The organism is Hyphomonas sp. KY3, assembly GCF_017309975.1.
Classification (GTDB): Bacteria; Pseudomonadota; Alphaproteobacteria; order Caulobacterales; family Hyphomonadaceae; genus Hyphomonas.
On record NZ_CP022271.1, the window covers coordinates 1,499,741 to 1,517,931 of the forward strand.

At 59.5% G+C, this 18,191-nt stretch carries 19 protein-coding genes; 4 read left to right on the plus strand and 15 right to left on the minus strand.

Annotated features, from left to right (window positions below; all coding sequences use genetic code 11):
- Window positions 1-6: 6 nt before the first annotated feature.
- The 4 genes from CFA77_RS07500 (at window position 7) to CFA77_RS07515 (ending at window position 2,615) form a co-directional block, all read left to right on the plus strand.
- The gene (locus CFA77_RS07500) at window positions 7-330 is read left to right on the plus strand and encodes a heavy-metal-associated domain-containing protein (protein WP_013301497.1); all 324 of its coding nucleotides are present in this window, start codon (window positions 7-9) and stop codon (window positions 328-330) included.
- A gap of 175 nt (window positions 331-505) precedes the next feature.
- The gene (locus CFA77_RS17115; protein WP_256434990.1) at window positions 506-808 is read left to right on the plus strand and encodes an FAD-dependent oxidoreductase; all 303 of its coding nucleotides are present in this window, start codon (window positions 506-508) and stop codon (window positions 806-808) included.
- Window positions 765-2,216: a mercury(II) reductase gene (gene merA / locus CFA77_RS07510; protein ID WP_206992928.1), complete on the plus strand. Its 1,452-nt coding sequence runs from the start codon at window positions 765-767 to the stop codon at window positions 2,214-2,216. Before CFA77_RS17115 ends, merA begins: the two co-directional genes overlap by 44 nt.
- A gap of 60 nt (window positions 2,217-2,276) precedes the next feature.
- Window positions 2,277-2,615, plus strand: coding sequence for a YnfA family protein (locus tag CFA77_RS07515; protein WP_206992929.1), 339 nt, complete (start codon window positions 2,277-2,279; stop codon window positions 2,613-2,615).
- 64 nt (window positions 2,616-2,679) lie between these two features.
- Here the strand turns inward: CFA77_RS07515 and CFA77_RS07520 are convergent, their stop codons facing one another.
- From CFA77_RS07520 to CFA77_RS07590, 15 genes are all read right to left on the minus strand, one after another.
- Window positions 2,680-3,123, minus strand: a complete 444-nt coding sequence (locus CFA77_RS07520; RefSeq protein WP_206992930.1) for a copper-binding protein — start codon at window positions 3,121-3,123, stop codon at window positions 2,680-2,682.
- 99 nt (window positions 3,124-3,222) lie between these two features.
- Window positions 3,223-3,723: a copper-binding protein gene (locus tag CFA77_RS07525; protein WP_206992931.1), complete on the minus strand. Its 501-nt coding sequence runs from the start codon at window positions 3,721-3,723 to the stop codon at window positions 3,223-3,225.
- A gap of 94 nt (window positions 3,724-3,817) precedes the next feature.
- The gene (locus CFA77_RS07530) at window positions 3,818-4,033 is read right to left on the minus strand and encodes a hypothetical protein (RefSeq protein WP_206992932.1); all 216 of its coding nucleotides are present in this window, start codon (window positions 4,031-4,033) and stop codon (window positions 3,818-3,820) included.
- Window positions 4,030-7,245: an efflux RND transporter permease subunit gene (locus CFA77_RS07535; protein ID WP_206992933.1), complete on the minus strand. Its 3,216-nt coding sequence runs from the start codon at window positions 7,243-7,245 to the stop codon at window positions 4,030-4,032. The genes CFA77_RS07530 and CFA77_RS07535 overlap by 4 nt, the downstream gene beginning before the upstream one ends.
- Window positions 7,238-9,100 (minus strand): efflux RND transporter periplasmic adaptor subunit, encoded by a 1,863-nt coding sequence (locus CFA77_RS07540; protein ID WP_242517516.1) that lies wholly within the window; start codon window positions 9,098-9,100, stop codon window positions 7,238-7,240. Before CFA77_RS07540 ends, CFA77_RS07535 begins: the two co-directional genes overlap by 8 nt.
- Window positions 9,097-10,293, minus strand: coding sequence for a TolC family protein (locus CFA77_RS07545; protein ID WP_242517517.1), 1,197 nt, complete (start codon window positions 10,291-10,293; stop codon window positions 9,097-9,099). Before CFA77_RS07545 ends, CFA77_RS07540 begins: the two co-directional genes overlap by 4 nt.
- A 90-nt stretch (window positions 10,294-10,383) precedes the next feature.
- Entirely contained in the window at window positions 10,384-10,803 is a 420-nt protein-coding gene (locus tag CFA77_RS07550) for a hypothetical protein (RefSeq protein ID WP_034827468.1), read from the minus strand.
- Window positions 10,804-10,856: 53 nt separating this feature from the next.
- A complete protein-coding gene (locus CFA77_RS07555) occupies window positions 10,857-11,132 on the minus strand; it encodes a metal-sensitive transcriptional regulator (RefSeq protein ID WP_034798806.1) in 276 nt (91 codons plus the stop codon).
- A 106-nt stretch (window positions 11,133-11,238) separates the two neighbouring features.
- Entirely contained in the window at window positions 11,239-12,594 is a 1,356-nt protein-coding gene (locus tag CFA77_RS07560; RefSeq protein ID WP_034827466.1) for a rhodanese-like domain-containing protein, read from the minus strand.
- A gap of 54 nt (window positions 12,595-12,648) precedes the next feature.
- Window positions 12,649-13,218, minus strand: a complete 570-nt coding sequence (locus CFA77_RS07565) for a DUF305 domain-containing protein (RefSeq protein ID WP_081815021.1) — start codon at window positions 13,216-13,218, stop codon at window positions 12,649-12,651.
- Window positions 13,219-13,281: 63 nt separating this feature from the next.
- Window positions 13,282-13,731, minus strand: coding sequence for an ion channel (locus CFA77_RS07570; RefSeq protein ID WP_155138027.1), 450 nt, complete (start codon window positions 13,729-13,731; stop codon window positions 13,282-13,284).
- Window positions 13,728-15,071, minus strand: a complete 1,344-nt coding sequence (locus CFA77_RS07575; protein WP_155138029.1) for an APC family permease — start codon at window positions 15,069-15,071, stop codon at window positions 13,728-13,730. Before CFA77_RS07575 ends, CFA77_RS07570 begins: the two co-directional genes overlap by 4 nt.
- On the minus strand, window positions 15,068-15,568 hold the full coding sequence (locus tag CFA77_RS07580; RefSeq protein WP_034827461.1) for a DUF411 domain-containing protein: 501 nt from the start codon (window positions 15,566-15,568) through the stop codon (window positions 15,068-15,070). Before CFA77_RS07580 ends, CFA77_RS07575 begins: the two co-directional genes overlap by 4 nt.
- A 17-nt stretch (window positions 15,569-15,585) precedes the next feature.
- Entirely contained in the window at window positions 15,586-17,811 is a 2,226-nt protein-coding gene (locus CFA77_RS07585) for a copper-translocating P-type ATPase (RefSeq protein WP_256434968.1), read from the minus strand.
- Window positions 17,812-17,864: 53 nt separating this feature from the next.
- On the minus strand, window positions 17,865-18,119 hold the full coding sequence (locus CFA77_RS07590) for a hypothetical protein (RefSeq protein ID WP_034798659.1): 255 nt from the start codon (window positions 18,117-18,119) through the stop codon (window positions 17,865-17,867).
- Window positions 18,120-18,191: the final 72 nt, after the last annotated feature.

Consider the following 18,191-nt stretch of genomic DNA (forward strand, 5'->3'; position numbering starts at 1 on the left):
ACAAGTATGAAACGCACATGGATGATCGCCGGACTGGCAGGTCTGGCACTCGCGGGGGGGCTCGCAGTCGCCGGCGCGCAGAATGCTCCGGATGCCTCGGTGGAGGTCGAACAGGCGACAGCCCGTTTTACGATCGGAAACATGACCTGCGCGACATGTCCGATTGCTGTCAGGAAAGCGATGATGCGTGTCGAGGGCGTTAAATCTGTCGATATCGATTATGCGGCCAGGACCGCAGAGGTGGTTTACGATACGGCGGCGACAACGCCTGTGCTGATCGCTGCGGCTTCAACCGATGTAGGATACCCGGCAAGCGTTACGGACGGTTGAACACGCAGCATCTGGAATATCCTGATGAGGCACCTGCAAGTCGATGTTCGCATACATCGTCAGATTTTCACACAAGGCTTTCACTTTGATGTCAAAATGGACTGACCGAAAACTGGTGATAACGGGTCTGGCCGGTACCGTCATTGCGACACCTTCTTGTTTTGCATCAATGAGCATGTGCCTCAGCCCCGGCCGGGTACCAAAAATGGACAGGCTGAACCTCGAAGCTGCCTGCGCCGAGTGCACTCGGCGGGGCATCCAGGTGAACACATCGATGCGTACGAGCGATCCCGCGGTCTTCGCCGCAGGCGAATGCGGCGACAGCGGCCCCAACCTGATCCCGGCCACGCCTCCGACATCGGGTCGATGGTGTGATTTTGAATACTTGATCGAGGCCGCGTCGCCATGCCTGGTCACAAGCCAAGGAAGAAATAATGAATCAAACCGTAAAGACAGGCGATTGCTGCTCCGTCAATAAAAACGGCGACGACAGCTATGACCTCATCGTCATAGGTGCTGGCTCGGCCGGGTTTTCGGCTTCGATTAGCGCGGCCGAGGCCGGCAGGCGCGTGGCCATGGTTGGGCATGGCACCATCGGCGGCACCTGCGTCAATGTCGGCTGCGTGCCGTCCAAGGCGATGATATGGGCCGGTGAAGCGGTGCATGCTGGTACAGCGGCGGCACGGTTTCCGGGCATTGAGCCCTGTGCGCAGAGCGTGGACTGGTCGGCGGTCGTCAAGGGCACGGCCGATCTGGTCGACGAGATGCGCCAGAAAAAATACATCGACCTGCTGCCTTCCTATGAGAATGTCACCTATATCGAGGAAGGTGCCGCACGCCTGATCGAAGGCGGGATTGAGGTCGGCGGGCGGATCATCGCTGCACCGAAGGTTCTGATCGCCACCGGCTCGCGCCCTTTCTTGCCGGAAATTGACGGGATCGAGACCGTGGAGGCGCTCGATTCCTGGGACCTTCTCAGCCTGCCCGATCAGCCCGAAAGCATCCTGGTCCTGGGCGGCGGCTATATTGGCTGTGAACTGGCGCAGATGGCGTCGCGGCTGGGCGTCAAGGTTACACTGGTCACGCGTTCGCGCCTTCTGCCCGGCGTGGAACCGGAAGTGGCCAAGGCGTTGACCGACGCGTTGAAGGCTGAGGGTGTCGCGGTCGAGACCGGCCTGTCCTACCGATCGGTGAGACGGAGTGACGGCGGCGTCACGCTGACAATCGAACGGGGTGGAAAGCCCGTGACCCTCTCCGCGCAGCGGCTTGTGGCCACCACAGGCCGGGTGGCCAATTCCGAAGACCTCGGCTTGCGCGAGTTCGGCATCGAGACCGATGCGCGTGGATCGATCAAGGTCGGAGCCGACATGGCCACAACGCGGCCTGGCGTCTGGGCAGCGGGTGATGTCACCGATCGCGACCAGTTCGTCTACATGGCCGCTTATGGGGCCAAGGTGGCGGCCAACAATGCGCTCGGGCTTCAGGATTTGCGCTATGACAATGTGGCCATGCCCTGGGTCGTGTTCACCGATCCGCAGGTCGCCGGCGTCGGCCTTTCCGAGGTGCAGGCGAAGGCAGCCGGTCATGACGTCAAGACCAGCGTGCTGACGCTGGACCACGTGGCACGCGCCGCCGCCGCCCGCGATACCCGCGGCGTCATCAAGCTGGTCGCGGATGCGAAGACCGACCGCCTCCTGGGCGGACAGATCGCGGCGCCCGAAGGGTCTGATGCGATTCAGACGATGGCTATGGCGTTGAAGTTCGGCATGACGAGCAAGGCGCTTGGCGAGACAATTTTTCCATACCTGACAACTGTTGAAGGGTTAAAATTGGCGGCACAGACGTTCGACAAGGACGTGGCGAAGCTTTCATGCTGCGCAGGCTGAAACCAATTTTAACCGCAACGGGGCCTCGCCAGTCCAGCCAGATCAGGTAACGTCCCAGCCATGGATATTCGCGCGACGTTGTTGATCTATGCTGGCGCGGCAGCCGCCGAAATCGCCGGTTGTTTTGCATTCTGGGCCTGGCTGCGGCTTGGAAAGTCCGCTTTCTGGCTGGTTCCGGGGATGATATCCCTTGTTGTATTCGCTTGGCTGCTGACACTGGTGGAAGCGTCTGCAGCCGGGCGCGCCTATGCCGCCTATGGTGGGGTTTACATAACTTCCTCGCTCATCTGGCTATGGACCATTGAGGGGATTCGTCCCGACCGCTGGGATCTGATAGGGGTTGTAACCTGTCTGATCGGGGCTGCGGTTATTCTTTTTGGTCCGCGCATGCCAGTTTGACGCTATGGCGAAACGGGTCTTTAGCGTCTTTCCCTTAGCGCGGACGGGGCCGGAGTATCCCGCCTTACTGACCCGGCGGGTTCTCCGGATAAACCGCTTCTTGGCGAGGGCAGCCGGGGCCATTCGCGGGAATGCTGCAAATTTCCATGATGCGGTGAGAACCGTCCCGGCTCCGCTTGACCTTGAAGATTACCTCATCACCTTCGGAGAGGTCGGTCAGCTCAGCGTCGCCCATTAAATCGAAACTCATGGTCATCGCGCCCATGGCGATGCCTTCGAAAGGGCCATGGTCGATGGTGACCCGGCCCTCGTCGCGATCAAGGGATGTGATCGTGCCCGTGGCCCGTCCGGTATCGCCGGGCGTGGATTGATCCGCCTGTTCAAGCGGTTCAGGACTGATCGGGTCCGCAGGGCCGGAGGCTGAAGGCGATGTGCTTTCGCGATCGCTGCAGGCTGTCAGGGTAATGGAACCTAACAAGAAGGCAGCAATCAGAATTTTTTGAGTCATTGGATTTCCTGGTGAACTAATCGGGAGACGCAGGCATTCCGGCCGCGGAACGCGGCCGGAACCTGATTTAAGATTTTTCTGCTTGAAACAGAGGACCGGCTAGTGATCGGTGTCGTCATGATCCTTGCCTGACATGCCGGACATGGATCCGTGTCCGCCCATGTTGCAGTCCATCATGCCGTCGCCTTTCATCATCGACATCATGGATTGCTTGAAAGCATCCGGATCGCCGCCGATCGGCATCATCATGGCGATATCATAATTGTCGCTGTCGTCCTGCTTGAGCATGAAATGGACGTTGTCGCCATTCTCGAATTTGTCGAGCGCAACCATTCCGCCGACCTCGAAGTCCATTGTCATTTCACCCCAGCCGATCTTCTTGATCGGATCGTGTGAAATATTGACGGTTCGGGCATCCAGATCGACGCTGTTAATGACACCAAAGCCGGGCGCCATGTCGCCGCAGCAGCTCATGCCGGACATGTCCATGTCTTTCATACTGTCCATTTTCATGCCGGCCTCCTGGGCGAGCGCCGGACCAATCAGGGCCAGTCCGAGGATTGCGCCTGTGACTGCTGTCTTTCTGACGAGGGTTTTCATCGTTTTCTTCCTTTTTGATTGTCAGGCGCGGCTTTCAACAGAGGCCCCCGATGCGCGCCGGGACGGGGGAATAGGGTGGATGGACACGGGACTATTATTTCGACCTCAGATATTTGATGAGGGCAGCGATCCCGAGCAGGAGGAGGAGCACAGCAAGCAGCATGAACACCGTGCCGAACAGGCCGCAGCCCATCATGCCGCCGTCCATCATCATCCTGTCTGGTGAACGATCCTGCGCGGCCGCCGGCAGCATGGCGCCACTCAGAAGCAGTGGAAACAAAAGCGGAATTTTCAACAGGTGTCTCGTCATGGTTTTTCTCCTTCGGGGGTGAATGAGCCGGCCCGGTTATCCGGTTCGGCCCGGGGTAAATCTGATGGAATCTGCAGCCCGACCCGGATGTAGTAGATGGCCGGGATCACGATCAGGGAGAGGATGAGGGTCGAGGCCATGCCGCCAAGCATGGGCAGGGCAATCCGGCGCATGACGTCCGACCCGAGGCCGTCGGTCAGGAAGATCGGGGCAAGACCTGCAAAAATGGTCGTGACCGTCATCAACTTCGGCCTGACGCGCATGGCCGCGCCCTTGCTGACAGCTGCGAAAAGCTGGCTCCTGTCAGACGGGTTCGCCTTTCGGACTTCCGCGTCGATATAGAGCAGCATCACGACGGCCGTCTCGACAGCGATGCCGCCCAGGGCGATGAAACCGACCGCGACGGCAACTGACAGATTGTAGCCTGCCAGCCAGACGGCCCACATTCCGCCGACCAGACCGAAAGGCAGGCTGGCCATGATGATCAGGGTCCGGTCGAGCCGGCCGAAATGTAGCATCAGCAGCAGGAAGATCAGTGCAATTGCAGCTGGAATGGCGATTTTCAGCCGCGCATTCGCTTCCTGCATCTGTTCATACTGTCCGGAGAACTCCACCGCATATCCCGCAGGCAGGTCGACGGCGTTGGCAATCACCTGTCTGGCGTCTGCAACATAGCTGCCCATGTCCCGGTCCGCGATGTCGACGAAAACCCAGCCAGTCAGCCTGGCATTTTCCGATCGGATCATTGGCGGGCCTTCCGCATAGGAAATGTCCGCCAGTTCGCTGAGAGGGATATGGGCGCCGGACGGGGCAGGCACGAGTATCTCTTCCAGGTCTGTGGCACTCTCACGAAATGGCCGATCATAGCGCAGGATGATGTCATAGCGTTCCCGGCCCTCGACAGACTGGGAGAGTGTCATGCCGCCCAGGGCGGTTTGGATCACGGACTGGAAGGCTGCCATGTCGATATTCCGCCGGGCGAGTTCGCCCCTGTCCGGCGTGATCTCGAGATATTTGCCGCCCATGACCCTGTCGGCGAAGGCCGAGCGCGTTCCGGGTACGTCCGAAATGGCCGCTTCTATGTCCCGGGCAATGGTCTCAATCTCTGTCAGATCATCGCCCGTAACCTTGATGCCAATGGGCGTGCGCACACCTGTTGAAACCATGTCCATGCGAATCTTGATCGGATAGCCCCATGAATTCACAAGGCCGGGCATTTGCAGCTTGGCATCGAGCTCATCGGTGATGTCCTCGACCGTCACACCTGGCCGCCAATCCTCCTTCGGTTTCAGCTTGATCCATGTTTCGATCATGGTGATGGGCGCTGGATCGGTTGCGGTATCGGCGCGCCCGGCCTTGCCGAAGACACGATCGACTTCTGGCACGGTCTTGATGACGCGGTTTGTCTGGCCAAGAATCTCCCGCATCTTGGTGGATGACACGCCGGGCAGGGTGGTCGGCATGTAGAGGAGCTCGCCTTCATAAAGGGCCGGCATGAATTCGGAGCCGATCCTCTGGACCGGCACGATGACACTGGCCGTCAGCGCGAGCGCAAGGGCGACCGTGATCCATTTGAACCTCAGGGCTAGATGGAGCAGCGGTTTGTAGGCCCAGACGAAGAAGGCGTTCAGGGGATTGGCTTCCTCGCGCCGGAACCGACCCCGCATCAGGTACAGCATCAGAACCGGGACAAGTGTCACCGACAGAATGGCCGCGAAGGCCATCGCATAGGTCTTGGTATAGGCAAGAGGACTGAAGAGCCTGAAGCTCTGACCGGTCAGGGCAAAGACGGGCAGGAAGGAGACCGTGATGATGAGGAGTGAAAAGAATATGCCGGGGCCGACTTCCTGAGCCGACTCGACCAGCGCCTGGCGGCGCACGCTCGGATCGGGTTTCGGTCCCAGATCCGCCATTTTCCGGCTGGCATTCTCAACAAGCACAATCGAGGCGTCGACCATGGCACCGATCGCGATGGCGATCCCGCCAAGTGACATGATGTTCGCTGTGACACCCTGCCAGGACATGATCAGGAACGCGCCGAGCACACCGAGCGGCAAGGTGATGATGGCAACCAGAGACGACCGTACATGGAGGAGGAAGATCAGAATGACGAGCGCAACCGCGATGCCTTCCTCGATCAGCTTGTCTTTCAGATAATCGACCGAACCCTCGATGAGAGGCGCGCGGTCATACACAGTGACAATCTCGACGCCTTCTGGCAGCCCGCGCTGGAGACTATGAAGTTTCTCCTTCACACGTTCGATCACCGACAGCGCATTCTCGCCATCGCGCATCACCACGATGCCGGACACCGTTTCGCCTTCGCCATTGAGTTCGACAATGCCGCGCCGGAGGGCCGGGCCTTCGACAATCCGGGCGACATGGCTCAGCTGGACGGGGGTGCCATCCTCTGCCTTGACCACGACCTGTTCGAGATCAAGCTTCTCATCGACATAGCCTGATGAGCGGATGACATATTCCGTTTCGCCCTGTTCGAGCACGCGGCCACCGACCTCGCTCGAGGCGGCGCGGACCGCGTCACGGATACGGGTGATCGACAGGTCGTAACTTCTCAGGCGATTGGGATCGAGTAGCACCTGGTATTCCCGGACAAAACCGCCGACCGAAGCGACTTCAGAGACCCCTTCCACTCCGGCGAGTTCAAGTTTCAGGAACCAGTCCTGGAGTGAACGCAGCTCGGCGAGATCGGTCTTGCCGGTTTTGTCGACCAAGGCATACTGATAGACCCAGCCAACGCCGGTCGCATCCGGTCCTATCTGCGGTACGGCGCCTTCCGGGAGTTCAGACCCCAGCCGGGACAAGGCTTCGAGCACGCGCGAGCGGGCCCAGTAGAGGTCAACATCATCGTCAAATATGACATAGACAAAACTGGTGCCGAACATTGAGGAGCCGCGCACATCCTTGGTCTTCGGCAGACCGAGAAGGTTCGTCGATAGTGGATAGGTGACGAGGTCCTCGACAATCTGCGGGCTCTGGCCCGGAAAATCGGTACGAATAATGACCTGGGTATCTGTCAGGTCCGGCACTGCATCGAGCGGCGTGCGCTGGATCGCCATCCACCCGGTCACAGCCAGTGCAGCGGCGAGCATGAGGACGATGAGCTGGTTGGAAACCGACCAGGAGATCAGCTTTGCCACCCATGATCTGGAGGGGTCTTGCCCCGCGAGGTCTCTGTCGTTTCGTTCAGTCATGACCGTCCCCCGAATGCCCAGGGGCCTGGTCAGCGCCAGTCTCGCTGTCATTGGTCGTCATCGACATGCCGGCCATCGGCCTGGGCCAGTCAATCCGTTCGGCCCCATCTGCGCTGTACGGATTGGCCGGTTTGGCTTCTTCCTGCAGCCAGTACCGGCCCGTTGCCATGTCCCGGTAGAGCACCAGACCAGCCTCGCTGTAATGCTGAGGTGCGCCTTCCAGCAGCCAGGGTTTCAAGGCCTCGACCAGGTCTGAGAGTTGCGTGGCAAGGTTTTCGCGGTCCGTGGCGTTTTGCGCGGCGGCGAGAGCGGTTTGCGTAGCATCCATGACCGGTGCCAGTTTCGTGTTCGCGTAACGGTCCCGCAGCACTGGCACCAGGGCGAGCGCCGGATCCACGAATAGCGGATCGATGTCATACCCGTCTGTCAGGGCCTCGTGGAAGTAGAGCGCCATGTCAGTGAAGTGATCGATTTCGGCGAGGGCTTTACTGTCCACCGGTATATCGAAGAGCGGTGTTTCCGGACTGGCCGCACTCGCATCTGGAGCTTCCAGCTTAGCAAGGCCTTCTTTCAGGTTGGCTTCGCTATCGAGCAGGAACTGCCCGCTGGCGACGACCATGTCGCCGCTTTCCAGACCCGACAGGATTTCGGTCCGGCCATTGGCCGAAATCCCGGTTTGCACGGCGCGTCCGGAGAAGCGGCCATTGCCTTCGGCGATGACGACACGGGCGCCCTCGCTACCAAGCAGAATGGCTTCACTTGGAACCGAAAGACGCGGTCGGCCGCCGATATTCAGCCTTATGTCCGCATAGGCGCCCGGGCGAAGATAGCCCGACGCATTGTCCACTTCGATCCGGACGTCGGCTGTACGGGTTTTCGGGTCGATTGTCGGATAGATATAGTCGACCTCGCCTTTGCCGGGGGCATCGGGCGCGCTCGGAAAATCGAGTTCGGCCTGCATGCCTGTTTCCACCAGAGGCAAATCGCTCTCCGGCACCGAGGCAATGACCCAGACATCGGCATAGGATTGCAGGCGTAATATAGGCGTGCCGGGTTTGACATAGTCGCCATTGCGGACCTGGAGCTCGGCAACCGTGCCGCCGGCTTCTGCGTAAACCGGAACACGTTCAATGACCTGGCGGGTTTCGGTCAGCCGGTCGATGGCCGCATTCTGCATGCCAAGGGAGCGCAGGCGCTGGCGAACCGACGCGATGCGCGCTTCGTTGCCGATCCTGAACGAGTTCAGATAATCTTTCTGCGCGGCGATCAGGTCCGGGCTGTAGATCCGGTAGAGGAGACTGCCGGGGCGGACGGTGTCGCCCTCGGCATTGACCGCCAGATTCTCAATCCAGCCTTCTAGCCGCGAGACTGTAACATTTTCGAGCCGTTCATTGGTCTCGACCGTGCCGAAGGCTCTCAGTACACGGCTGAAATCCCTGGTCTCGGCAGGTGCTGTCCGGATCCCCATGGTCTGGATCATTTCCGGCGAGACGGCCACGCCCGATCCGGTGTCATCGGCATAAACCGGGATGTAATCCATGCCCATGGAATCCTTTTTCGGAACGGGCGAGGTGTCCGGCTTACCCATGGGATGCTTGTAGTACAGGATTTCCCCTGTTGAGCTCGTCGGTTCCTGGGTCTTGTCGGCAGGCACCAGGTCCATGCCACAGATCGGGCAGGTGCCGTCCGGATCGGTCGAAATATAGTGCGGGTGCATGGGGCAGGTGTATCGTTGCGTCTCGCTCGAGGCGTTCGGTTTTTCACCCTGGCCGCCCGGTGATCCGCCCGGTGCGCCGCATGCGGCGAGCAAGAGGGCGGCAGATGCGGTGCCCATTATCAGGAATGTCTTTTTCATTGTGTCACCAGGAGGGCATTCAGGCGTGCGATCGCAGCGGCCTTGCGGGCCGTTTCAGCTTCGATTTCCGCCCGGAGTTTGAGAATGGCGATCTCGCCGTCGATGATCGGCGCATAACCGCCAACACCGGATTCATAAGCAATCAGCTGGGCCTCGACTTCGTCTTCGACGGCAGCAATCTTGACCTGCAGCACGTCGATACTGGCATCGGCCGCGCGTATAATGGCGTCCCGGGACGCATACTGGGCCGCCGCATTCCGCGCGGCAGCCTGGTAGCGTTGCTCGGCGCCGGCCCGCTCAGCCTTTGCGGCGCGCAAGTTCGGTGCCTGCTTCCTTTCGGCCCAGAGCGGAACCGTAAAAGTCACCATACCGGAGACCCAGTCATCCCCCGCGAACATCGCGCCTTCATCGCGCTGTTGATAGGTGAGCTGGGCCCCCCATTCTGGCTTCCAGGCCGCGCGGGCCTCGTCGATACCGTAATCGGTAACGCGGACGGCCGCGTCGGCAATGCGTACGGTGTGGAACTCAAGCGCTGCGCCGGACCAGTCTCTTTCAGTCAGGGGAGGGAGGCCGCTCGAAGGGACCAGTCCGACGAGTTCGATCAGGCGCGCATCGGTCTCGGCTTCCTGCCGATCAAGATCAACAAGCGTCCGGGAAACTTCTGCCCGTTCGCTTTCAATTTCGGCAAGGCGATAGACGGCCGGGCGGCCCGCGTCGATCTCGGCCTCGACAATGTCGACAAGCTCGTCATATTTGGCGTTTCGCGCTTCGGCGAGGGATCTCTGCCTGGTCAGTCTAGTCTTGTCAGCGAGAAAAGCGATGAGTTCGGCGCGCAAGGCCGCATAACGGGCATCGCGAACCGCCTCGGTCTGTGCTGACATCGCCCGGGCTTCACCGGCGCGGGCTTCACGGCCCGCGAAGCTCGGAAATTGTTGCCGGATACCAACGGCTTTATTGGTCGGCAAGTAACTGTCGAATGAGGGATCGAAAATCGGAATGTTGTTGATCCCGAGGGATACGACCGGGTCCGGGAGTGCGGTTGAGGCGACTGCACGCTCCCGGTCGGCCTCGGCATCGTAACCGAGAGCGGAGAGGCTTGGATGGGCCTCGAGACGGGCTTCAAGCTCGGCAAAGCTCTGAGCGTTGGCAACCGCCGCCAGGGGCACAGCGGCAAACGCTGCGACCAGCAGCATTCTTGAAATGTGGGGCATGATAAAACGGGCTCTTCTGAATTGTGAGAAGCGATGACGACGGGCTGCTGTGGCGGCCGCAGGTCATCGCTCTCAATTCAGGAAGCGCTGCTTTAGCGATATTGGCGTGTGCTGGACGATATCCAGCCGAGGTGGAGGCCCGGTCTTTAGCGTTTCGCGCTCTGGCAGGAATGCCTTTGGTGGGTTAGCGAGAACCGCAGCAAATTCTGCGTCTACATTCGCAACAGGTGCAACTGGATTGGCGTCACTGTGCGCCTGGATAAGCATGGGTGCACAGTCGTATCCCGCGGGGCAATCAGACGATGATGCCTGATCTGTATGCCCGGTGTCGGCCATGGCTTCCATCGCCATGTCATTACAGGGGTGATTGCTGCTCATTTCAGTCGGCGCGGTTTCGGAGGTCCCGACCATCAATGGACACGCCATGACCGGATGAGCCGCCATGAAGGCAGCGGCAAACAGTGTCAGGAGGCGGGTCACAAACTGCATCATTGTTCAAATACGTGAAAAGATTAAAACTTTCATTTCAACAAACTGTGAGGCCGCTACTTCTTGCGGCCACCAAGCACAGCAACAAGTTCCTCGACCTTTTCACGCCGGTCATCGACATTGCTTCCGGTCAGGGCATGATCCACACACGTTGCGATATGGTCATCCAGGATAACGGCCTCGAGGCCGACAAGCGCGGCCTTCACAGCCTGCACCTGACGAATGACATCAATACAATACCGATCGTCGGACACCATCTTCGTGATGCCGCGCACTTGTCCCTCGATGCGGGCAAGCCTTCGGGTCGCGGCCTCTTTGGTTTCAGTCTTCATGGCAAATACCCCATACAGGGTATCCATATGGGGACCTCGTGAAGCAATTTCCAGTCTCTTCATGCGTCAGAAACGAAAGGTTCAGCCCAAGATGGACTGACAGTCATCACTCAATGGCATTTCCAGCTGCGGTCCACGCCTTCATCGAGCCGATATAGACATCGACCTCGGAGAACCCCTTCCGCATGAGCTGCGAGGCGGCAATGGTGGCCCGGGCGCCGCTTCCGCACATGACGGTGACGGGCTTGTCCGGGTCGAGGTCACTGGCCGCATCAGGCAGCTTGCCGACATAAGCGTGCTTGCTGTCCTTGATATGGCCGCTCTCATATTCGTCGATGGCCCGGACATCGAGCAGGGTCCAGCCAGCCGGCGGGTTGTCTACGCGCGCGGCGACGGTTTCGGTATCGACGAAGTCGAGTGTGTCGAGCGGGCCGTTCTGGACCGCCACGGGCATGGCGCCGCTGACAAATCCGCTCACATTGTCGAAGCCGATCCGCTGAAGCGTGGTGGCCGCATCGACCGCCTGGTCGTCATCGCGCGCTACCAGCAGCACCGGTTTGTCGCCTGGCAGCAACCAGCCCGCGAAGGCGGCAAGCATGTCATCCGGGATGCAGAGCGAGCCCGTGCGGTGTCCGCCGGCAAAGTCGAATATGCCACGGACATCGAGGCAGACCGCATCGCCCGGATCGAGCAACCTGGCCGGGGAAGCGGGCAGGGGCGCCGGCGGCGCAGCTTCGGTGCCTTCCATATTGCCCTCTTCCATGCGCCGGAAGTATGGCGGGATGTAGTGGTTCTCGGCTACCTTGGCGTCGATGAAAGCCTCCCGGTCATCGATCTGCAGGCTCGGATTGTTGAGCTTTTCATGGCCGATGGAGGAAAACTCCCGGTCGGCCATGCCCGAGCCACAAACCGAACCGGCGCCATGCGCGGGATAGACGAGGCACTGGTCGCCGAGCCTCATCAGTTTCTCCAGGCTGTCATAGAGCAGGCCGGCGACTTCGCGTTTGCGGTCGGGATAGAAGTCCGTGCGCCCGACATCGCCAATGAACAGGGCATCGCCCGTGAACACGCCAACCGGGCCTTCCTCAAAGCTCTTGTCATAAAGCACGTAGGACAGGCTGTCGTCGGTGTGCCCGGGCGTTTCAAGCACCTTCAGGAGCGCGCCGCCAATCTCGAACGTGTCGCCTTCCCGCGTCTCGGCTGCATACTGGATCGGCTTTTCAGGGTTCGGCCCGTGCCAGACCTTTGCGCCAGTCTCTTCCTTCAGGACAGGGGCGCCTGAGAGCAGGTCCTCGTTCCGGTGGGTTTCGAAGACGTGCTTGATGACAGAGCCTTCCTCACGGGCGAGGTCCAGATAGATGTCGATGTCACGCCGCGGATCGATGACCGCAGCTTCGCCATCGGCGCTCAGGAAGTAGGAAAGGTGGGCAAGGCCCTGTGTCTTGATCTTTTCAAGTCTCATTCTGTTTCGCTCCTTTTCGGGATCGAATGGGTCTGACTGGACGTGGAAGGCGCGTTAGTCCTCCGCGATGGCTGCCCCGGCAGCGTCGTCTGGATTGAGCGTGCCTTCAAAGGGGGGAACGGGGCGGCTCGCCGCCTCCCTTTCCGTCGATGCCGGGCCATTCTCCGCGATGTCGGAAATCAGCCATTCCATTTCCTTGATCTCGCGGCGCTGCGCCGTGATGATCTCGTCGGCAAGCTCGCGCACACGGACATCCTCGATGCCGGCGCGTTCACTTGTCATGATGGCAATGGAGTGGTGGGGGATCATCGCTTTCATGTAGGACCGGTCGTCGACAGTGCTCTGGCTGCGCACCAGCCAGAGGGCCAGGACGAACACGACCGCAGCGCCAATGAAAATGCCGAAATTGATCCGGCTGTCCTTGTACATGTTGAGCATGAAGCTCAGCATCACGACGGCCATCGCGGCGCCCATGATGAAGGCCATGTAGAAGCGCGTTTCGCTCCAGCGAACATGCTCCCACGCATAGGTGTTGAGGTACATCAGCCCAAACATCACGATCATCGATGTGATGATCATTGCGCCAAACCGCCAATAACTGTTCTTCATATCCACTTTCAACATCCTCCTTATACAGTGGTGGGGTATTTCCACGACTAACGGAGAAGTGTGTGAACAGGTTCCGAGTTAATCCGATTTTTGAATTCCGCCCGAAGTTGGACCATCCATTTGGTTTCGCATCAGGAGGAAAATGAAGGATGCCGAGCACGAAATCAGCAGGAAACCATTGAGTGATTCCAGTCCCGCCAGGAACCGCGAATGTCCGGTTGGATAGATATCGCCCAGCCCAAGCGATGTGTAGTTGACGAGGGAGAAATAGAATATGTCCATGAACCCGTCCGCTTCGCCGCCCTTGAAACCACCCAAGTCAAAGGCATCCAGTAGCGTAAAGCTGGTTGCATAGAGCGCTGCCTCAGCGAGGTGCGCCAGGCCTGCACCTACGATACCCGAAACAACGATCGGGAGACCTGAACGCGCTTCATGGTTCAGGCGTCGGTGCAGATGCGCCAGTGCGAGATAATGCACCGTGCTTGCCAGCACAAAAGTGAGCAGTCCGATCAAGGTTGCGATGATCATGAGTGGGCTTTGTGCTGGTCGTTTCCGGACTCCTCTCCGGGAGGATTGTCGCGAAGACGTTTCAGGAAGAAATGCTCGAATAAAAAGACTGCAGCCATGCCGAAAGCCGCGATCATGATGATGACTGGATCGGCTTGCCACTTCAGGGCGATGAAGGCGATCAGGACGACGGCATCGAGTGCCATCGCACAGATAAGGATTGCGGGTGCGGCGCCGACATCCCGTCTCAAATGCCGGAAGACGCCCCAATGGATGATGATATCCATGACCAGATAGAAGATTGCGCCAAGCGAAGCGATGCGACTGAGATCGAAGAAAGCCGCGAGCAATCCGGCAGCCACAACCGTATAGACGAGCGTATGACGCTGTACCGTTCCGGGCATGCCGAAATGTCTATGCGGAATCAGGTTCATGTCGGTCAGCATGGCGAGCATGCGGGAGACGGCAAACAAGCTGGCAAGCAGGCCTGAAGCTGTCGCGATGATCGCAATCGTTACTGTGAACCACAATCCATAGTTTCCAAGTGCTGGCCGGGCCGCTTCGGCGAGAGCATAGTCCTTCGCCGCAACAATCTCCGAGACAGTGAGGGTTGATCCGACAGCGAAACAGACAAGGAGATAGATGAAAGTGCAGATCGCAAGCGAGATCATGATGGCCCGCCCGACATTGCGGGTCGGTTCCTTCACCTCGTCGCCACTGTTCGTGATGGTGGTGAATCCCTTATAGGCCAGGATGGCGAGCGCGACGCCGGCCAGGAATCCACCGGCAGATGTGCTGTCAGCGAAACCATCTGCTGCTGGCTGGAAGCTGAATCCGGCAGCCCAGATCGCAATAAGCGCGAAAATCAGTATGCCACCAATCTTGAGAATAGCCGTGACCTTCGATACGCCGCCGATCACCTGATTACCGGCAATATTTATCACGAAAGCCAGGATAATCAGTCCGATTGCCAGCAAGGGGACGAATATGCCGCCCTCGACGCCAAACAGCTGCAGCGTGTACGTACCGAACGTGCGGGCGACCAGGCTTTCATTGATGATCATCGAGAACGCCATCAGCAGGGCGGCGCTTCCGGTCACGGTAGACGGGCCGTAAGCGCGGCGGAGTATCATCGCGATGCCGCCGGCGCTAGGATACTTGTTGGAGACCTTGATATAGGAATAGGCGCTGAAGCCGCTGATGATGGCTGCCGTGAGGAAGGCGAGCGGAAACAGGTCGCCGGCAAATTCAGCGACCTGACCGGTCAGGGCAAAGATGCCGGCACCGATCATCACGCCCGTCCCCATGGCGACGGTGCCCGCCAGCGTCAGTGACCCTTGCTTGTAGTCATCCTCACTCATGGTCTTGCCTGTTCGGAGACCAATTGCGTTCCCCGATAGGAGGCATATGTCCTGGCATCCTCTCCAGAGAAGATGATGACATCATACCGATCTGGCGCGTTCGGTGTTTCCATGCCGGGAGAGCCTTGCGGCATGCCGGGCACCGAGACGCCGTTGACGTCAGGCTTTTCTTCGAGCAAGCGTCGTATTTCCCGAGCGGGAACGTGACCTTCAACGACATATCCGTCGACTTCTGCGGTATGGCAACTCATCAGTTCATCCCGAACACCAAGCCGTGACCGAATGGGTGTCAGGTCCTCTTCCTCTTTCACGATGACGTAGAAACCCTCGTCATGCAGGTGGTCCACCCAGGCGGCGCAGCAACCGCACCATGGCGTCTTGTGTACAGTGACTGTTTGCGCGTTGGCTGCGGGTGACGCGGAGAAGAGCATCACGCCCGCTATCAGGGCTGCAATCATCAGCGCACCGAGCGCGCTCATAGCAAGTGGTCTGGACATGTCTGTGCTCCGGAAAATTAGAGTTTAAGGGTTCTCAGCCGCAAGGCGTTGCCGATAACAGATACGGAGCTGAAACTCATGGCGGCCGCCGCGATCATCGGGCTCAGTAACAAGCCGAAGAAGGGATACAGAATGCCAGCGGCAACCGGCACGCCAAGCGTATTGTAGAAGAACGCGAAGAACAGGTTCTGGCGGATGTTGCGCATCGTGGCGTGGCTGAGCTCCCGGGCCTTTGCGACCCCGATCAGATCGCCTTTCACAAGCGTTACACCGGCACTCTCCATGGCCACATCGGTTCCGGTTCCCATGGCGATTCCGACATCCGCCTGAGCGAGCGCGGGCGCATCATTTATGCCGTCACCGCACATGGCCACGCGGGCACCGTTCTTCTGGAGTTCGGACACGATCCGATGCTTGTCTTCAGGCGAGACGTCGGCGTGAACCTCATCGATGCCGACCTTGTCGGCGACCGCGCGTGCTGTCGTCTCATTGTCACCTGTCAACATCACAATCTTCAACCCTTCGGCATGAAGACGTCTGATGGCTTCCGGTGTCGTCTCCTTGATCGGGTCCGCCACAGAGACAAGGCCTGCCGGTTTTCCGTCGACGGCGGCGAACATAACCGTCTGGCCTTCGGTGCGGTACTGGTCAGCGCGTGTCCCGAGGTCGTCAGACCAGCCCCCGATCCGCTGCATCATCTTTCTGTTGCCGATGGCGACGGTTTGGCCGTCGACGCTTGCCTGCGCACCTTCGCCAGTGACGGATTCAAATCCGTGCGCATCCTTGTGAGGCGCGCCCTTGCCTTTTGCGCCACGCACGATCGCGTCGGCAAGTGGGTGCTCGCTCAAACGTTCCACCGCCGCTACGAGACTAAGCAACGAGGCTTCGTCGAAGCCTTCGCCTGGCTGGACGCGTACCAGTTCGGGGCGTCCGAGCGTCAACGTCCCGGTCTTGTCGACCACGATCGTATCGACCTTCTCAAGCGTCTCCAACGCTTCAGCATTCTTGATCAGGATGCCGTTGGACGCGCCCTTGCCCGTGCCGACCATGATCGACATCGGGGTTGCCAGACCTAGCGCACAGGGACATGCGATGATCAGGACGGCAACGGCATTCACGATCGCAAAAGCCATCGCCGGGTCGGGTCCGAACACGGCCCACACGACAAAGGTCAGGATTGCAATTCCAATAACAGCCGGAACGAACCAGGCAGCGACGAGATCAGCGAGCCGCTGGATTGGAGCTCGGGACCGCTGAGCGGCGGCAACCATTCGGACAATCTGGGACAAGAGCGTGTCTTCGCCCACATGTGTCGCCTTCATAACGAGCGACCCGGTTCCGTTGACCGTGCCGCCGGTCACACGGGCGCCAGCGGCTTTTTCGACGGGCAGGGGTTCGCCGGTGACCATGGACTCGTCAACCGACCCATGGCCGTCGACGACCTCGCCATCGACCGGGATCTTCTCACCTGGCCGGACCCGCAGCTTGTCGCCAGACTTTACATCCGCGAGATCGACAGCCTGTTCGCTGCCATCGTCAGCAATCCTGCGCGCAGTAGCAGGGGCAAGCTCCAGCAGTGCACGAATGGCTCCTGAGGTGGCGTTGCGCGCGCGCAGTTCGAGCACCTGGCCAAGTAAAACCAGCGTAACGATGACGGCGGCCGCCTCGTAGTAGACTGCTACCGCGCCGCCATGCCCACGGAATGAATCGGGAAATATGCCAGGCACGAATGTTGCGACCAGGGAATAAATATAGGCCACGCCGACGCCCATCGCGATCAGGGTGAACATGTTGAGGTTGCGTCGCTTCACGGATTGCCAGCCGCGCACGAAGAAAGGCCAGCCGGCCCAAACGACAACGGGAGTCGCGATCAGGGCCTGAAGCCAGACACTCCATGTCGGATCAATCCAGTGCCTGAGCGGGCTGCCGGGAATCATTTCGCCCATGACAAAGGCGAGCAGTGGCGCCGAGAAGACAAGGGCGACCCAGAAGCGCCGCGTCATGTCATCCAGTTCGCTGGTATCCTGCTCGGCCGTCACCGTTTCCGGTTCGAGCGCCATGCCGCAGATCGGGCAGCCTGTATTGGCAGTTTCGCGTACCTGCGGATGCATGGGACAGGTCCAGACGGTGCCGGCATAGCCGATCGGAACCTTGTCATAGGCATCATCGGGCTTCTCTGGAGCGGCCTGATCGTTGTGATGGCACGCATGTCCGGAATGGGCGTGAGAAGTGTCGTTGGTCATGGCTCTGACTCTTTCAGCAGGAGTGCTTCACAGGATGAGGGTATGCATCACTTTTATGCGCTGCTGTTTCGGTTGAAGAAGTTGAACAAGGGAACGAACAGAAGGGCGATGTACCAGCCATAGAGATAGCTCTCGACAAGGCCGATCAGGAAACCAGTCAGCGTTCCAAACTCAAATCCGGGCAGTAGATCCTGCCATGCTGGATGCATGTGAAGGCTGGACGGCGTCACACTCCCCCAGCCGACGCACAGCAAATAACTGACGAGCAGGAACAGAGACAGCGAGTGTCCGACGGGGATAATTTTCATTCTGACCTCCAGCGGTCCAGGCACGAGCAAGTAGGACAGTCATAGTATAATACCCCTGGGGGGTATATTCAA

Excerpts from the sequence above, each read along its gene's own strand:
- CFA77_RS07530 (WP_206992932.1), bottom strand. The coding sequence starts at position 4,033 with ATGACGAGACACCTGTTGAAAATTCCGCTTTTGTTTCCACTGCTTCTG.
- CFA77_RS07515 (WP_206992929.1), top strand. The coding sequence starts at position 2,277 with ATGGATATTCGCGCGACGTTGTTGATCTATGCTGGCGCGGCAGCCGCC.
- CFA77_RS07585 (WP_256434968.1), bottom strand. The coding sequence starts at position 17,811 with ATGACCAACGACACTTCTCACGCCCATTCCGGACATGCGTGCCATCAC.
- CFA77_RS07590 (WP_034798659.1), bottom strand. The coding sequence starts at position 18,119 with ATGAAAATTATCCCCGTCGGACACTCGCTGTCTCTGTTCCTGCTCGTC.
- CFA77_RS07575 (WP_155138029.1), bottom strand. The coding sequence starts at position 15,071 with ATGAGTGAGGATGACTACAAGCAAGGGTCACTGACGCTGGCGGGCACC.
- CFA77_RS07570 (WP_155138027.1), bottom strand. The coding sequence starts at position 13,731 with ATGATCATCGCAACCTTGATCGGACTGCTCACTTTTGTGCTGGCAAGC.
- CFA77_RS07525 (WP_206992931.1), bottom strand. The coding sequence starts at position 3,723 with ATGAAAACCCTCGTCAGAAAGACAGCAGTCACAGGCGCAATCCTCGGA.
- CFA77_RS07535 (WP_206992933.1), bottom strand. The coding sequence starts at position 7,245 with ATGACTGAACGAAACGACAGAGACCTCGCGGGGCAAGACCCCTCCAGA.
- CFA77_RS07560 (WP_034827466.1), bottom strand. The coding sequence starts at position 12,594 with ATGAGACTTGAAAAGATCAAGACACAGGGCCTTGCCCACCTTTCCTAC.
- CFA77_RS07580 (WP_034827461.1), bottom strand. The coding sequence starts at position 15,568 with ATGTCCAGACCACTTGCTATGAGCGCGCTCGGTGCGCTGATGATTGCA.
- merA (WP_206992928.1), top strand. The coding sequence starts at position 765 with ATGAATCAAACCGTAAAGACAGGCGATTGCTGCTCCGTCAATAAAAAC.
- CFA77_RS07540 (WP_242517516.1), bottom strand. The coding sequence starts at position 9,100 with ATGAAAAAGACATTCCTGATAATGGGCACCGCATCTGCCGCCCTCTTG.
- CFA77_RS17115 (WP_256434990.1), top strand. The coding sequence starts at position 506 with ATGTGCCTCAGCCCCGGCCGGGTACCAAAAATGGACAGGCTGAACCTC.
- CFA77_RS07550 (WP_034827468.1), bottom strand. The coding sequence starts at position 10,803 with ATGATGCAGTTTGTGACCCGCCTCCTGACACTGTTTGCCGCTGCCTTC.
- CFA77_RS07500 (WP_013301497.1), top strand. The coding sequence starts at position 7 with ATGAAACGCACATGGATGATCGCCGGACTGGCAGGTCTGGCACTCGCG.
- CFA77_RS07565 (WP_081815021.1), bottom strand. The coding sequence starts at position 13,218 with ATGTTGAAAGTGGATATGAAGAACAGTTATTGGCGGTTTGGCGCAATG.
- CFA77_RS07520 (WP_206992930.1), bottom strand. The coding sequence starts at position 3,123 with ATGACTCAAAAAATTCTGATTGCTGCCTTCTTGTTAGGTTCCATTACC.
- CFA77_RS07555 (WP_034798806.1), bottom strand. The coding sequence starts at position 11,132 with ATGAAGACTGAAACCAAAGAGGCCGCGACCCGAAGGCTTGCCCGCATC.
- CFA77_RS07545 (WP_242517517.1), bottom strand. The coding sequence starts at position 10,293 with ATGCTGCTGGTCGCAGCGTTTGCCGCTGTGCCCCTGGCGGCGGTTGCC.